The sequence below is a fragment of the Castellaniella sp. genome (assembly GCF_034007085.1).
GTDB lineage: Bacteria > Pseudomonadota > Gammaproteobacteria > Burkholderiales > Burkholderiaceae_B > Castellaniella.
The window spans coordinates 1-15,096 of sequence record NZ_JAVERO010000049.1 but is presented as its reverse complement, the minus strand read 5'-3'; the positions used below and the strand labels follow the sequence as shown (position 1 = coordinate 15,096).

Genomic DNA, 15,096 nt, shown 5'->3' with positions numbered 1-15,096 from the left:
GAGTCCGAGCGGCATGCAGGCCGCGAGGTGGGGCGGGCTGGTTCTATGGGCAAGAGTCCTTGAGGACTCTTGTGTGCCAGGCGAGTCCGAGCGGCATGCAGGCCGCGAGGTGGGGATCAGCCGGCTTTGTTCCGCCAGGCCAGCCATTCGCCGACGATGCCGCGGCGAAAGGCCATCACGCAGACGATGAAGATCAGGCCGATGACGATGGTGACCGATTCGCCCAGGACACGGAACCATTCGATGCCGGTCTGGTGCATCAGGAAGCGGCCGAATTCGCCGACCTTGTTTTCCAGGGCCACGACGATGATCGCGCCCAGCACCGGGCCGGTGAGCGTGCCCATGCCGCCGATCAGCGTCATCAGGATCACCATGCCCGACATCTGCCAGGTGGCGTCCGACAGCGTGGCCGAGACGAATACCAGCGATTTGGTGGCGCCGGCCAGGCCGGCCAGCAAAGCCGAAAGCACGAAGGCCAGCAGCTTGAAGCGGTCCACATCGTAGCCCAGGGAAATCATGCGCGGTTCGTTTTCGCGGATGGCTTTCAGGACCTGTCCGAAAGGCGAATGCACGGTGCGCCAGATCAGGGCGTAGCCCAGCACGAAGATCGCCAGCACCACATAGTACAGGTGAATGTCCTGGCTCAGGTCCAGCCCCAGGATGCTGCCGCGCGGGATGCCCTGCAGGCCGTCCTCGCCGCCGGTGAATGGGGCCTGCAGGAAATAGAAGAATTGCATCTGGGCGAGCGCCAGGGTGATCATGGCGAAATAAATGCCGCTGCGCCGGATCGACAGCAGGCCGAAGACCAGGCCCAGCACGCCGGCCGCCGCCGTGCCAAACAGCAGCCCGCCCAGTGTAGGCCAGCCCCAGACGGTCAGCGACTGGCCGCAGGCGTAGGCGGCCAGCCCCAGAAAGGCGGCATGGCCGAAGGACAGCAGCCCGGTGTAGCCCAGCAGCAGGTTGAAGGCGCAGGCAAACAGGGCATAGCACATGACCTTCATGATGAAGATCGGGTAGCCGCCCAACGCGGGCAGGGCCGCGAGCAGGACGATGGCGGCCAGATAGGCGATCAGTTGGCGATTCATGATTTCTTTCCGAACAGCCCCGCCGGGCGGGTGAGCAGCACAATGACCATGATGATGAACACCACGGTGCTGGAGGCCTCGGGCCAGAAGACCTTGGTGAAGCCTTCGATGACGCCCAGGCCCAGGCCGGTGACGATGGAGCCGAGAATCGAGCCCATGCCGCCGATGACGACCACGGCAAAGACGACGATGATCAGGTTCGATCCCATCAGCGGAGAAACCTGCAGGATGGGCGCGGCGAGCACGCCGGCAAAGCCGGCCAGCCCGACGCCGAAGCCGAAGGTCAGTGAGATCATCAGCGGCACGTTCACGCCAAAGGCCTCGACCAGTTTCGGGTTTTCGGTACCGGCGCGCAGCAGCGCACCCAAGCGGGTCTTTTCGATCACGAACCACGTGAGCAGGCAGGCGATGAGGGAGGCCACGACGACCCAGGCGCGGTAGATGGGCATGAACATGAAACCCAGGTTCACGCCGCCGGTGAGCAGGGCGGGAGTGCTGTAGGGTTGGCCGGAGACGCCGTAGACGCTGCGAAACAGCCCCTCGATGAGCAGCGTCAGGCCGAAAGTGAGCAGCAGGCCGTAGAGCGGGTCGAGCTTGTAGAGGCGACGCAGCAGCAGGCGTTCGAGCAGGATGCCGAACAGGCCCACGACGATGGGGGCAAGGATCAGCATCACCCAGTAGTTCAGTCCCAGGTACTGCAGGCCCATCCAGGCGATGAAGGCGCCCAGCATGTAGAGCGCGCCATGGGCGAAATTGATGATGTTGAGCAGGCCGAAGATGACGGCCAGCCCCAGCGAGAGCACGGCATAGAACGAGCCGTTGACCAGGCCCAGCAGGAGCTGGCCCAGCAGGGCCTGGATGGGCACACCGAAAAGTTCTGTCATAGGGTTGCGGCGGAAGCGGGCAGGAAAAATTTCGCGGATCACGGGCCTGTGCCTGGCAAGGCCCAGGCCCGGACGTCATGCGCCGTTCATTTGAGGGCGCAGGTGGATGTCGATTCCGCGCCGTAGACCAGTTCGGCCGGCAGCGTGCGCACGATGTTGTAATAGTCCCAGGGCGCCTTGGACTGTTCGGGTTTCTTGACCTGGGCCAGATACATGTCGTGCATGACCAGCCCATCCTTGCGGATGGTGCCGTTTTTCATGAACATGTCGTTGATCGTGGTGCTCTTGAGCTGTTTCATGACGGCATCGCCATCGTCCGTGCCGATGGCCTTGACGGCTTCCAGGTAGGTCTTGGCCACCGAGTAATCGCCGGCCTGCAGGAACGAAGGCGCGCGTTTGTGCTGCTCGAAGAATCGCTTGGACCAGGCGCGCGCGTCATCGTCCTGGTTCCAGTACCAGGGGGTCGTCAGGTACAGGCCGGCGGTGTTGTCCAGGCCCAGGGCGTGGATATCATTGATGAACACCAGCAGGCCGGCCAGGCTCATGGTGTTGGTGATGCCGAATTCCTTGGCGGCCTTGACGGAATTGATGAAATCGCCGCCCGCATTGGCCAGGCCCAGGACCTGGGCGCCGGAACTTTGCGCCTGCAGGAGAAAGGACGAAAAGTCCGTCGTGGCGATCGGCGCACGCACGGCACCCAGGTTCTTGCCCCCGGATTTTTCCACGACCTTCATCGTGTCCTGTTCCAGGGAATGGCCAAAGGCATAGTCGGCGGTCAGGTAGAACCAGGTCTTGCCGCCTTCGCGGACCACGGCCGAACCCGTGCCATTGGCCAGCGCGATGGTGTTGTACGCATAGTGGACGGTGTAGGGCGTGCATTGCGCGTTGGTCAGGGCCGAAGACCCGGCCCCCACCACTAGGAAGGGCTTTTTCTTTTCCGCCGCGACCGCCGCCATGGCCAGCGCGGTGGCCGAATTGGTGCCGCCAATCAGCATGTCCAGATGTTGTTCGTCGAACCATTCGCGCGCACGGGCCGAGGCGATGTCGGCCTTGTTCTGGTGGTCGGCGGTCAGCAGTTCGATCTTTTTCCCGTTGATGGCCCCCCCCATGTCGGCAATCGCCATGCGGATGGCGTCGGCGCCGGCATTGCCGTCGATGTCCGCATACACGCCGGACATGTCGGCAATGAAGCCGATGCGGATCACGTCGTCGGAAATTCCCGCAGCTTGGGCCGAGAGGCCGAAGCCCAGGCCGGCCATGGCCAACGTGGCGGATAGGGTACGCAGTTTCATGGGAAGTCTCCTGTATGTGCCGGTTGTGCCGGCGGTTCTGTGGGCAATGGCGGTGCAGGTTCCGGTCAGACGCCCAGCAGACTGTCGAGCGTGGACTGTTTGTCCTGGAGCTGGCTGGCGGGGAACTGTTCCACGATCTGGCCGTGCTCCATGATGTAGAAATGGTCGGCCAGGGGCGCGGCGAAACGGAAATTCTGTTCGACCATGACGATGGTGTAGCCCTTGGACTTGAGCGCGCGGATCATGCGGTCCAGCGCCTGTACGATCACCGGCGCCAGGCCCTCGGAAATCTCGTCGAGCAGCAACAGGTTGGCGCCGGTGCGCAGGATGCGGGCGACGGCCAGCATCTGCTGTTCGCCGCCCGACAGGCGCGTGCCCGGCGAGTGGCGCCGTTCGAGCAGATTGGGGAACATGTCGTAGATCTCGGCCAGCGACATGCCCCCGCCCAGGGTGTCGTCCACGATGGGCGGCAGCAGCAGGTTTTCCTCGCAGGACAGCGAGGCGAAGATGCCGCGTTCTTCCGGGCAGTAACCGATGCCCAGGTGGGCGATGCGGTGGGTGGGCAGGTGGATCGATTCGGTACCCCGGATGCGGACCGAACCGGTGCGCCGGCTGGTCAGGCCCAATAACGCGCGCAGCGTGGTGGTGCGTCCGGCGCCATTGCGCCCCAGCAGGGTCACGACCTGGCCAGGTTCGACACGCATGTTCACCCCATGCAGGACGTGGGATTCACCGTACCACGCTTGCAGGTCGGAAATTTCGAGTGCGGCGGTCATTGTGTCTCCTTTGCGCTGCTGTCGGCCACGGCGTGGCCGGCGCCCACGCCGTGGCTTGCGCCCACCTCGCGGCCTGCATGCCGCTCCGATTCGTCAGGCGTAGTCCAGTCCGCAGGGACTGGCCTGCGTCCGGTCTCATCCCCTGCGAGTTCGCCCTGGGTGGTGCCCATGTAGGCTTCCATCACGGCGGGGTTGTTCGATACGGCGGCGTAGTCGCCCTCGGCCAGCACCGCGCCACGGGCCAGCACGGTGATGCGGTCGGCGATGGAAGAGACGACTTTCATATTGTGCTCGACCATCAGGATGGTGCGTCCGGCACTGACCTGCTTGATCAGGCGGGTGACGCGTTCGACGTCCTCGTGGCCCATGCCCTGGGTCGGCTCGTCCAGCAGCATCAGGCTGGGCTCCATGGCCAGGGTGGTGGCGATTTCCAGGGCGCGCTTGCGGCCGTAGGGCAGGTTCACGGTCATCTGCGAGGCGAATTCGGCCAGATCGACTTCGGCGAGCAGTTCCATGGCCCGGTCATTGAGGCGATCCAGGCTGGACGCGCTGCGCCAGAAATGGAAGGATGTGCCGGTGGCACGCTGCAGGGCGATGCGCACGTTGTCGAGCACCGTCAACTGCGGGAAGACAGCCGAGATCTGGAAGGACCGGATGATGCCCTTGCGGGCGATTTCTGCGGGTTTGTCGCCAGTGATTTCATGGCCGTCGAAAAAGATCTGGCCATGGGAAGGATCGAGGAATTTGGTCAGCAGGTTGAAGCAGGTGGTCTTGCCTGCGCCATTGGGACCAATCAGCGCGTGGATGTGGCCGCGCTGGATTTTCAGGTCCACGGAATCCACGGCGGTGAAACCGAGGAACGTCTTTGAGAGTCGGCGGGTTTCGAGAATGACGGCAGGTTCGGTGCCCATGATGGCCTGATTCCAATGTCGCAGTGCTGCGCCGCAAGGGCGGAATGCGCCAAGTATGAAACGGCCTGGGTTGCGGCTCCATAGGGGTTTTACACAGTTAACGCTGCGTCGCCTGGGGCGTGCGCTACTACAACGTTTCGGGCGCTGCTGTCCCGGGTGTCATCAGGCCAGACGTGTCTTGTCCGGGTAGTCGCACAGGTCGGCGATCGGGCATTGGGGACACTTGGGCTTGCGGGCCACGCAGACGTAGCGGCCGTGCAGGATCAGCCAGTGGTGGGCATCGAGCAGGTAGTCCTTGGGCACCCGGCGCAGCAGCGCCTGTTCCACGGCCAGCACGGTCTTGCCCGGCGCGATGCCGGTACGGTTGGAGACGCGGAAGATATGCGTGTCCACTGCCATGGTGGGTTGGCGGAAAGCCGTGTTCAGCACGACGTTGGCGGTCTTGCGGCCGACGCCAGGCAGGGCTTCCAGGTCTTCGCGCCGGTCGGGGACCTGGCCACCGTGCCGTTCCAGCAGCAGTTCGCAGGTGCGGATGACGTTGCGGGCCTTGGTCTTGTACAGGCCGATGGTGCGGATTGCTTCGGTCAACCCCGCTTCGCCCAGCGCCAGCAGGCCTTCGGGTGTGCCATGTTCAGGAAAAAATCTGCGGGTGGCCAGGTTCACGGAACGGTCGGTGGCCTGGGCCGAGAGCATGACGGCCACCAGCAGTTGGAAGACACTGTCGTATTCCAGTTCGGTGCTGGGATGGGGGTTGGCTTCGCGCAGGCGGCGGAAGCATTCTTCGATGGCGGCACGTTTCATGGTCGTCGCTGCGCGCGCGCACGGGCCAGGGCCTGGGCGATGCGATCCTGCTTGTCGTGAGGGCTGGCTGCTGCCAGGACGGGTTTGTTGGCCAGCGTGCGCGCAGCCGGCCCCGCTGTTTCGCTGTGGCGTGACAACAGGCGGTCGTTGCGGGCCTGGTAGCGCGCGCGGGCGGCATCGGCATCCGCCTGGGTCCAGTCGCGGCCGGCGGGGACCATGGTGATGCAGTCCACGGGACAGGGCGCCACGCAGCGCTCGCAGCCGCTGCAGTCGGCCTCGATGACGGTGTGCATGCACTGGTTGGCCCCAAGGATGGCGTCCACGGGACAGGCCTGGATGCACAGGGTGCAGCCAATGCAGTGCGCCTCGTCGATGAGCGCGACCCGGAACGGCTGGTGCGTGCCGCAGGCCGGGTCCAGCGGCAGCACTGGGCGGTTCAGGGCTTGTGACAGGGCGGCGATGACGCGTGGCCCGCCGGGTGGGCAGCGATTGATGTTTGCCCGCCCCTCAGCCAGGGCCTGGGCGTAGGGGCGGCAACCATCGTAGCCGCATTGCGTGCATTGGGTCTGCGGCAGCAGGGCATCGAGGGTGTCGGTCAGTGTGGGCACGGCGTCGGAAACGCACGGGGGACGGCACGAGCCGTCCCCCCGAAGGCGAGCGAGAGGCGCGTTCAGGTATGGGCGCGGATGAAGGTCGCTATTTTAGGACAGATCTGCTGGCGCCAGCGGCGTCCGGAGAAAATGCCGTAATGGCCACAGTCGGCGGCCGTGAGGATCTGGCGCTTGGCCGGGGACAGGTTGGCGCACAGCGTGTGGGCCGCGTGTGTCTGGCCCTGGCCGGAGATGTCGTCCAGTTCGCCTTCGATCGTCATCAGCGCGGTATTGCGGATGGCGGCGGGGTCGACCTGTTCGCCGTCGATCGACCAGGTGCCGCGCGGCAGGCGGAATTCCTGGAAGACGATGCGGATGGTGTCCAGGTAGAACGCGGCCGGCATGTCCAGCACGGCGTTGTATTCATCGTAGAAGCGGCGGTGGGCTTCGGCGTCGCTGTCGTCGCCGCGCAGCAGGTGCAGATAGAAATCGTAGTGGGACTTCAGGTGCCGGTCCGGGTTCATGGCGACGAAACCCGCATGCTGCAGGAATCCGGGATAGACCAGTCGGCCTGCGCCAGGGTAGCGGGTCGGCACCCGGTGGATCACGGTGTCCTCGAACCATTCATAAGGTTTGGTCGTGGCCAGGCGATTGACCTGGGTGGGTGATTTGCGTGTGTCGATGGGGCCGCCCATCATGACCATGCTGCGCGGCTGACAGGGGTCGTCGGCGGCGGCCAGCAGAGAGATCGCGGCCAGGACCGGCACGGTGGGCTGGCAGACCGAGATCACATGGGTGTCGGGGCCCAGGAAGCGCAGGAAGGTCTGCACGTAGCGGACGTAGTCGTTCAGGCCGAAGTCGCCGTCGGCCAAGGGGACCATGCGTGCATCGATCCAGTCGGTGACGTAGACGTCATGGTTGGGCAGCAGCGCCCGCACGGTGTCGCGCAACAGGGTGGCATGGTGTCCGGACAGGGGCGCCACCAGCAGCACGCGTGGGTCGCGGCGGCGGGTGTCACGGTGGAAATGCACCAGACGACAGAAAGGCTGGGACAGGGCGACGTCCTCGTGGACGGCGACTTCGCGGCCGCCAATCTGGGTGAACGGCAGGTTCCAGGCGGGTTTTTCGTAGTCCTTGCCTACGCGGTGGGCCAGTTCGTAGGCGGCGGCGAACTGCCGCGACAACGGGGTGTAGGCCAGCGGGCTGTAGGGATTGGAAAACAGCTGTGAACTGGTTTCGGTGAAAGTCGTGAAAGGAGCCAGGATTGAGCGCTGGAGTTCGTGCAGGTCGTACAGCATGGGTTGCGTTCCCGTCGGTCTGTTCCGGCGCGGATCGCGCGCCGGAGTATCGATCATTCGGACGTAAAGTACCGGGAATCGTGACAGAGCGCTACCGGAGTTTCCCGTATATGGAACATATATGGGTCCGATGTGGGGTTTTGCAGACAGATCGTCGGGGGGCTGCAGAAGCGTAACCGATGCGTGCTAAGGCCGTTCCAGGTATTTGAGCTTGTCGGCCACCCCGTTCCAGTCGTCGGCGCCGTCCAGCGGGCTGGAAGAGCGGTTGATGGGCTTGAAAGAGGGAGACAATTCGGCGTTCAGGGGAATGAAATCGAGCTGGTCCTGGGGGACGTCTTCTTCGGCGAAGATGGCATTGGCGGGGCATTCGGGCACACAGACGGCACAGTCGATGCATTCTTCAGGGTCGATCACCAGGAAATTCGGCCCTTCGCGGAAACAGTCCACGGGACAGACATCGACGCAGTCGGTGTATTTGCATTTGATACAGTTTTCAGTGACGACATGAGTCATGAGAGTGCTCCGGGCTTACAGACGAAGGGCCTTGAATCGGGCCTGCCAGGATTTTACCGAATTTATCAGGGAGAACCCGGAGAGTCCCTGCGGACCCTGTGCAAATGGCCCATCGCTACAGCAGCAAAGCCGCCAGGGTGCCGCCCAGTTCCTCGCCGCGGGCCAGCCATTCGCCGGGGACGGTCTTGGGCGCCAGGATGGCCTCGGGGGTCTGTGCCTGCATGGGCACGATCAGGGTCGGGGCGATGGCCCGCAGGCGCCAGCCGGTACAGATGCGTTCCAGTTGCCGCCGCGCGCCTTCGCCGTCGGAGCCCGCCGTGATGATGGCGCCATACGGCCGGCCATTGATCCGGTCCAGGACCTGGTAGTAAGTACGGTCCAGGCATTCTTTCATGGCCCCACTGAGCGTCGCCAGATTTTCCGGGGCGGCGAACAGGTAGCCGTCGGCTGCCAGCAGGTTTTCGGTCCGCACGGTATCGGCGGGGCGGACCTGCAGGTCGAAGCGGCTGCCCGCGCCGAGTTCGTCGGCCACGGCCTGCGCGCCGGCGGCCGCCGCCCGCGCCATCTGCAGGGCGGCGCCGGTGCGGGAATGCCAGATGATCAGCAGTTGGGTCGTCATGAGGGAATGTTCCTGCGTGGCCGGGCTGTCTCAATGTAGTATAGAGGCTTCAAGTCCGAAGGCCCGAACGAGGCCCCGCTTCTCTGGTCCGGCGTCATGAGCACCCCTTTGCAATCCGTTTCCGCAGATCCGTTCGGCCCCGAGTGGTTCCAGGCCGCCCGTCGCGGACTGGATGATGCCGACGCGGCGCTCCTGCGCCAGGCGGCTGATTGGGTCCGCGAACCCCTGCGCGGGGCGCAGGCCAGCACGGGCGAATCTCTGGATGCACACGCCGCCGCCGTGGTCCTGATCCTGCGGGATCTGGATTCGGATGCCGTGACCCGCGCGGCGGCCTTGCTGGCGGTGCAGCCGGTGCCGGCAGGCGAAGTGGCACGCGCCGATCCGCTGCGCAAGACGTTCGGTGCCGAGATCACCACGCTGGTCCAGGGGGTGCGCGCGCTGCTGCGCCTGGGGGCCGTCGCGGGCCGCGTGGGCGACGTGTCCGGTGCCGACCAGAAAGAAATGCAGCGCAAGATGTTGCTGGCCATGGCGGCGGACCTGCGCATCGTGCTGATGCGGCTGGCATCGCGGCTGCAGTCGTTGCGCTGGCATGCGGCCAGCCGCACGCCCTGCCCACCAGCATTCGCCCGGGAAACCATGGCGCTGTACACGCCGCTGGCCAATCGCCTGGGCATCTGGCAACTGAAATGGGAAATGGAAGACCTGGCTTTCCGTTTCCTGCAGCCCGATACCTACAAGACCATCGCCCGCCAGCTCGAAGAAAAGCGCGCCGAGCGCGAGGCATTCATCGAGGATGTGATGGCGCGCCTGCGGACGGCGCTGGCCGAGGCGGGCATCCGGGCCGAACTCAGCGGCCGGCCCAAGCACATCTACAGCATCTGGAACAAGATGCGCATCAAGCACCTGGAATTCCGCCAGCTGTTCGATCTGCGCGCCCTGCGGGTGATCGTCGAAGACGAGCGGGCCTGCTATGCCGCGCTGGCCCTGGTGCATGCCCTGTGGACGCCGGTGCCCGAGGAATTCGACGACTACATCGCCCGTCCCAAGCCCAATGGCTATCGCTCTTTGCATACCGTGGTGGCCGATGCCGAGGGCCGGGCCTTCGAAGTCCAGATCCGCACGCGCGACATGCATCATTTCGCCGAATATGGGATGGCGGCCCACTGGCGCTACAAAGAAGCCGGCGCCCGGGGCGGGCAGGTGTCGGCTGCCGGGGAATACGATCAGAAGATCGCCTGGATGCGCCAGCTGCTGTCCTGGAAGGACGAGGGCGGGGCCGCGCCTGCGCCTGGGTCGCAGCCGGACTCTCGCATCTACGTGATGACGCCCCAGGCGCGCGTGCTGGAACTGCCTGCGGGCTCAACGCCGGTGGACTTCGCCTATCTGCTGCATACGGATCTGGGGCACCGCTGCCGGGGTGCCCGGGTCGATGGCCAGATCGTGCCGCTGTCCACGCCGCTGCGCACAGGGCAGACCGTGGAGATCATCACGACGAAATCCGGCGGCCCTTCGCGCGACTGGCTCAATCCCCAGCTGGGCTACCTGGCCAGCCCACGCGCCCGCGCCAAGGTCCGGGCCTGGTTCAATGCGGTCGAACTGCAGCAACGCATTGCCCAGGGCCAGGCCCTGGTCGAAAAAGAACTGCAACGTCTGGGACGCACGGCCGTCAACCAGGAATCCCTGGCCCAGCAGCTGGGCTTTGCCCGCGCCGACGACCTGTATGTCGCCGCCGCCAAGGAAGAATTCAGCCTGCGGCAGATCGATCAGGCGTTGCGCGAGCCCGAACCGGCTCGTGAGCTGCCTGACGAGGCCCGTGTCTATGCCAGCGATGCCGGCAGTGTCGCGCGCACGGGCAAGAGCGGGGTGCTGGTGGTGGGGGTTGATTCCCTGCTGACCCAGTTGGCGCGCTGCTGCCGGCCAGTGCCGCCCGACGCCATCGAAGGCTTCGTCACGCGCGGTCGGGGGGTCTCCATCCATCGCCGTGACTGCCCGTCCTGGGCGGCGCTGGCCCAGCGTCATCCCGAACGGTGCATCGAAGTCACCTGGGGCCAGACCGGCCAGACCATGTATCCCGTGGATCTGAGCATTCACGCTCAGGACCGGCCCAATCTGTTGCGTGACCTGTCCGAGGTCTTCGCCCGTCTGCGCCTGCGGGTGGTGCGCGTCACGACGCACAGCCGCCGTTCGCTGGCGCACATGGTGTTCACGATCGAAGTCCGCGATGGCGAACAGATCCGCCAGGCGCTGGCCGCCGTCAATGAACTGCCCGGGGTCCAGGCCGGACGGCAATGATCGCGCTCGCCGCCGAGGGGCGGTTGCGGGGGGGGGCGTGTTTGGCCTCGCAGTCCGAGGCAGGGCTGCTAAAATGCCTGTTTGGCCCGTGCGTCCGCCCCAGAATCCGGCGGCGCCTTTGATGCGAGACTGGACTTGAAACCCTATCATCTGCCGGATGCCCGGGGGCATTTCGGGAAGTTCGGCGGCTCATTCGTTGCCGAAACCCTGGTCCATGCCCTGGACGCGTTGCGCGAGGCGTATGCCCGCTACCGGGACGACCCTGAATTCCAGCGCGAATTCGCTTATGAACTGGCACACTTCGTCGGCCGGCCCAGCCCGGTCTACCATGCCCGCCGCTGGTCCGAACAGCTGGGCGGCGCGCAGATCTGGTTCAAGCGCGAAGACCTGAATCACACCGGCGCCCACAAGGTCAACAACTGCATCGGCCAGGCGCTGCTGGCCAAGCGCATGGGCAAGCCGCGCGTGATCGCGGAAACCGGGGCGGGCCAGCATGGCGTGGCCACGGCGACCGTGGCAGCGCGCTACGGCATGGAATGCGTGGTCTACATGGGCAGCGAAGACGTGCGCCGCCAGGCGTCCAACGTCTATCGCATGAAACTGCTGGGCGCCACGGTGGTGCCGGTTGATTCGGGTTCGCGCACCCTGAAGGACGCCCTGAACGAGGCCATGCGCGACTGGGTCACCCATGTCGAGGACACCTTCTACATCATCGGCACGGTCGCCGGCCCGGATCCCTATCCGCGGATGGTGCGCGACTTCCAGACTGTCATTGGCCGGGAATGCCGCGAACAGATGCCGCGCGATGCCGGCCGCCAGCCGGACTACGTGATCGCCGCCGTGGGCGGCGGGTCCAACGCCATCGGCATTTTCCACCCCTACATCGAGGACGAATCCGTCCGCTTGATCGGAGTCGAAGCCGCCGGCGAAGGCCTGGACACGGGCCGGCATGCGGCATCGCTGAACCGTGGCGTGGTCGGGGTGCTGCACGGCAACCGCACCTATCTGCTGCAGGATGCACACGGCCAGATCACCGAAACCCATTCCGTGTCCGCCGGGCTGGACTACCCCGGCGTCGGGCCGGAACATGCCTGGCTGCATGACAGCGGGCGCGCGCAGTACGTCGGCATTACCGACCAAGAGGCCCTGGCGGCTTTCCATGATTGTTGCCGCATCGAAGGCATCATGCCCGCCCTGGAATCCTCGCACGCCATCGCGCATGCAGTGAAGCTTGCCCCCACCCTGCCGCGCGACCGGATCATTCTGGTCAATCTGTCGGGCCGGGGCGACAAGGACATGCACACCGTGGCCGAATACAGCGGCATCACGCTCTAACGGCAGGAGCACAGCCATGACTTCAACGAATGCCCGCCTGGCGGCACGCTTTGCTTCCCTGAAAGGGCGGGCCGCCCTGATCCCCTACGTGACGGCGGGCGATCCCCTGGTGGCGTCCACGCCCGCATTGATGCATGCCCTGGCGGCGGCGGGCGCCGATGTGATCGAACTCGGGGTGCCGTTTTCCGACCCCATGGCCGACGGCCCGGTGATCCAGCAGGCAGGTGAACGTGCCATCGCCGCTGGTGTCAGCCTGGATGCGGTGCTGGACATCGTGGCCGAATTCCGCCGCCAGGACGACAGCACGCCGGTCGTGCTGATGGGCTACGCCAATCCGATTGAATGCATGGGCCCGGACGTCTTTGTGCAACGGGCCGCCCAGGCGGGCGTCGATGGCGTCCTGACGGTGGACTATACGCCCGAGGAATCCGCCGAATTTGCGGCCTTGCTGGGGCAGGCGGGCCTGGACCCCATCTATCTGCTGGCACCGACGTCGGTCGAATCGCGCATCCGCGATGTGGCCCGCCTGGCGCGAGGGTATGTGTATTACGTCTCGCTCAAGGGGGTGACCGGCGCCGGCCATCTGGACACCGATGATGTGGCGCGCCATCTGGCGGACATCCGCCGCCATGTGCGCATCCCCGTTGGCGTGGGCTTCGGCATCCGCGATGCCGAGAGTGCGGCGCGCGTGGCGCAGCATGCCGACGCGGTGGTCATCGGCAGCAAACTCATACAGATCATCGAGGAAGCGTCTCTGCGCGACGGCCCCCAGGCCGCCATCGGCGCAGCGGCCCAGTGGCTGGCCCAGGTGCGCCAGGCCATCGAACCCATCCGAAAACAAGGCTGACCATGAGCTGGTTTGAAAAAATCCTTCCCCCCCGTATCAACCGCAACAGTGACTCGGCGTCCAAGCGGGTGCCCGAGGGCCTGTGGGTGAAATGCCCGTCCTGCGAATCCGTCCTGTACAAGGAAGACCTGCAGGCGAGCCTGAACGTCTGTCCAAAATGCAGCCATCACATGCGCATTGGCGCCCGGGCCCGCATCGATGCCTTGCTGGATCCTGAAGGCCGTGTCGAAATCGGCAACCAGACGCGCCCCATGGATCCGCTCAAATTCAAGGACTCGCGCAGATATCCTGAACGCCTGGCCGAAGCTGTCAAGCAGACCGGGGAAACCGAGGCGATGGTGGTGATGAGTGGCACGGTACTGTCGGTGCCGACGGTGCTGGCGGTCTTCGAGTTCGCCTTCATGGGGGGCTCGATGGGATCGGTCGTGGGCGAACGGTTCGCCCGTGGTGTCCAGACCGCTATCGACCGGCGGCTGCCGTTCGTCTGCGTGTCGTCCTCGGGCGGCGCGCGCATGCAGGAATCCCTGTTCTCGTTGATGCAGATGGCCAAGACCACCGCCATGCTGCATCAATTGTCCGAGGCTGGCCTGCCCTTCATCAGTGTGCTGACCGACCCGACGATGGGCGGGGTGTCGGCGTCCTTTGCCTTCATGGGCGATGTGGTGCTGGCCGAACCCAATGCACTGATCGGCTTCGCCGGGCCGCGCGTGATCGAGCAGACCGTGCGCGAAAAACTGCCGGAAGGCTTCCAGCGCGCCGAATTCCTGCTGGAAAAGGGCGCCATCGATCGCGTGATCGACCGCCGCGAAATGCAGTCCGAACTGGCGCATCTGCTGGCGCTGTTCACCCGGCAGCCGATCGAGGTCGTGAAGGCGGCCTGATTGCTGCGCCCGCCCAAGGGTGTGCTGCTTGGGATGGCTCAGGACGACAAAAAAGCCCGGACATGAATGTCCGGGCTTTTTTGTCGTGTAGGGGGCCGGGAGCAGGGCTCCCGGCAATGGGGTCAGTGCGTGGTTTCCACCTGCTGCAAAGGCTCGTCCTGGACCACGGCGACCGGCTTGCGAGCCCGGCCCAGGGGCTTGGGTGGCGCGGGCGGCACGTAGGGAGTGGTGCCAGGGCGGGTCTCGATCATCTGCATGCCTGCGGCCTGCAGGGCCTCGTCCGAAGGCAGGGTGATCGGGTGGGCCGCATCCGGGATGGTGGCCACGGGAGCCGGAGCGAGTTCATCCCCAGCCGGAGCAGGTTCAGCCTGGAGCGGAGCAGGTTCAGTCTGGGCTGGAACGGGTTCAGCCGGGACCGGAGCGGACGGGGCCGTTTCCACTGCCACGGGTGATTCCTCGGCACGGGCTTCCTGGATGACAGGGGCCGACGACGGCGCGGTCTCGTCGGTCTGCACCGGCGTGGTTTCGGCCTGCGCCGGCACGGTTTCGACCGGTGCGGCGGGCGACTCGATGATCACAGGTGCCGGGGCGCTGGTTTCGGCGGCGGGCGCTGTGTCATGGACTGCGTCAACCGGCGGGGTCACGGCTTCGGTTGCGGCCGCTGCGACGGGCGTTTCACTGGCCAGGACTTCGGGGTCGAAGCGCGGGGTTTCGTGCGTTTCGATGGCCGGGGTCTCGTCGGTAGTGGCGTTTTCCTCGCTGGCCAGCGTATCGGCGGCGTCGCTGCTGCGGCGGCCGCGGCGGCCCCGGCGGCGGCGGCGCTTGCGTTCCGGGTCCGGGCTGTCCTGATCGGCTTCGGCGTCCACGGCAGGGCCTGCCACGAGCGCATCGTCATCCTGCTGCTCGACAACCGGACTGGGCGGCATATCGGGCTGGCTGACCGGCATGGCCTGTGCCGGGGCCGGGGCAGTG

At 65.5% G+C, this 15,096-nt stretch carries 13 protein-coding genes and 2 pseudogenes; 4 read left to right on the top strand and 11 right to left on the bottom strand.

All coding sequences use genetic code 11. From position 1 onward, the window contains the following. Positions 1-116: 116 nt before the first annotated feature. From RBR29_RS06335 to RBR29_RS06290, 10 genes and pseudogenes are all read right to left on the bottom strand, one after another. Positions 117-1,085 (bottom strand): branched-chain amino acid ABC transporter permease, encoded by a 969-nt coding sequence (locus tag RBR29_RS06335; RefSeq protein WP_320348121.1) that lies wholly within the window; start codon positions 1,083-1,085, stop codon positions 117-119. Continuing rightward, positions 1,082-1,969, bottom strand: a complete 888-nt coding sequence (locus tag RBR29_RS06330) for a branched-chain amino acid ABC transporter permease (protein WP_320348120.1) — start codon at positions 1,967-1,969, stop codon at positions 1,082-1,084. Before RBR29_RS06330 ends, RBR29_RS06335 begins: the two co-directional genes overlap by 4 nt. 86 nt (positions 1,970-2,055) lie before the next feature. Then, positions 2,056-3,261 (bottom strand): ABC transporter substrate-binding protein, encoded by a 1,206-nt coding sequence (locus RBR29_RS06325; RefSeq protein WP_320348119.1) that lies wholly within the window; start codon positions 3,259-3,261, stop codon positions 2,056-2,058. A 65-nt stretch (positions 3,262-3,326) separates the two neighbouring features. Beyond that, entirely contained in the window at positions 3,327-4,037 is a 711-nt protein-coding gene (locus RBR29_RS06320) for an ABC transporter ATP-binding protein (protein ID WP_320348118.1), read from the bottom strand. Positions 4,038-4,177: 140 nt separating this feature from the next. Continuing rightward, positions 4,178-4,948 (bottom strand): annotated as a pseudogene (locus RBR29_RS06315) (ABC transporter ATP-binding protein); the annotation flags it as partial. Positions 4,949-5,110: 162 nt separating this feature from the next. Next, a complete protein-coding gene (gene nth, locus RBR29_RS06310) occupies positions 5,111-5,749 on the bottom strand; it encodes an endonuclease III (protein ID WP_320348117.1) in 639 nt (212 codons plus the stop codon). Further along, on the bottom strand, positions 5,746-6,357 hold the full coding sequence (locus RBR29_RS06305; RefSeq protein WP_320348116.1) for an RnfABCDGE type electron transport complex subunit B: 612 nt from the start codon (positions 6,355-6,357) through the stop codon (positions 5,746-5,748). Before RBR29_RS06305 ends, nth begins: the two co-directional genes overlap by 4 nt. Before the next feature lie 62 nt (positions 6,358-6,419). Next, positions 6,420-7,637, bottom strand: coding sequence for a polyhydroxyalkanoate depolymerase (locus RBR29_RS06300; protein WP_320348115.1), 1,218 nt, complete (start codon positions 7,635-7,637; stop codon positions 6,420-6,422). Positions 7,638-7,823: 186 nt separating this feature from the next. Then, positions 7,824-8,150: a ferredoxin FdxA gene (gene fdxA, locus RBR29_RS06295; protein WP_320348114.1), complete on the bottom strand. Its 327-nt coding sequence runs from the start codon at positions 8,148-8,150 to the stop codon at positions 7,824-7,826. 115 nt (positions 8,151-8,265) lie between these two features. Then, entirely contained in the window at positions 8,266-8,769 is a 504-nt protein-coding gene (locus tag RBR29_RS06290; RefSeq protein ID WP_320348113.1) for an NAD(P)H-dependent oxidoreductase, read from the bottom strand. A gap of 96 nt (positions 8,770-8,865) precedes the next feature. Here RBR29_RS06290 and RBR29_RS06285 point away from each other — a divergent pair, with 96 nt between their 5' ends. The 4 genes from RBR29_RS06285 to accD all read left to right on the top strand — a co-directional run bounded on the left by RBR29_RS06285 (position 8,866) and on the right by accD (position 14,124). Beyond that, the gene (locus RBR29_RS06285; protein WP_320348112.1) at positions 8,866-11,061 is read left to right on the top strand and encodes a bifunctional (p)ppGpp synthetase/guanosine-3',5'-bis(diphosphate) 3'-pyrophosphohydrolase; all 2,196 of its coding nucleotides are present in this window, start codon (positions 8,866-8,868) and stop codon (positions 11,059-11,061) included. 135 nt (positions 11,062-11,196) lie between these two features. Beyond that, positions 11,197-12,396 (top strand): tryptophan synthase subunit beta, encoded by a 1,200-nt coding sequence (gene trpB, locus RBR29_RS06280; protein ID WP_320348111.1) that lies wholly within the window; start codon positions 11,197-11,199, stop codon positions 12,394-12,396. A gap of 16 nt (positions 12,397-12,412) precedes the next feature. Beyond that, positions 12,413-13,243, top strand: coding sequence for a tryptophan synthase subunit alpha (gene trpA, locus RBR29_RS06275; protein ID WP_320348110.1), 831 nt, complete (start codon positions 12,413-12,415; stop codon positions 13,241-13,243). A 2-nt stretch (positions 13,244-13,245) separates the two neighbouring features. After that, complete coding sequence (accD, locus tag RBR29_RS06270) at positions 13,246-14,124, top strand: acetyl-CoA carboxylase, carboxyltransferase subunit beta (protein ID WP_320348109.1); 879 nt, start codon at positions 13,246-13,248, stop codon at positions 14,122-14,124. 122 nt (positions 14,125-14,246) lie between these two features. On the opposite strand, the pseudogene RBR29_RS06265 reads toward accD, so the two are convergent. Next, positions 14,247-15,096, bottom strand: a pseudogene (locus tag RBR29_RS06265) (hypothetical protein); the annotation flags it as partial.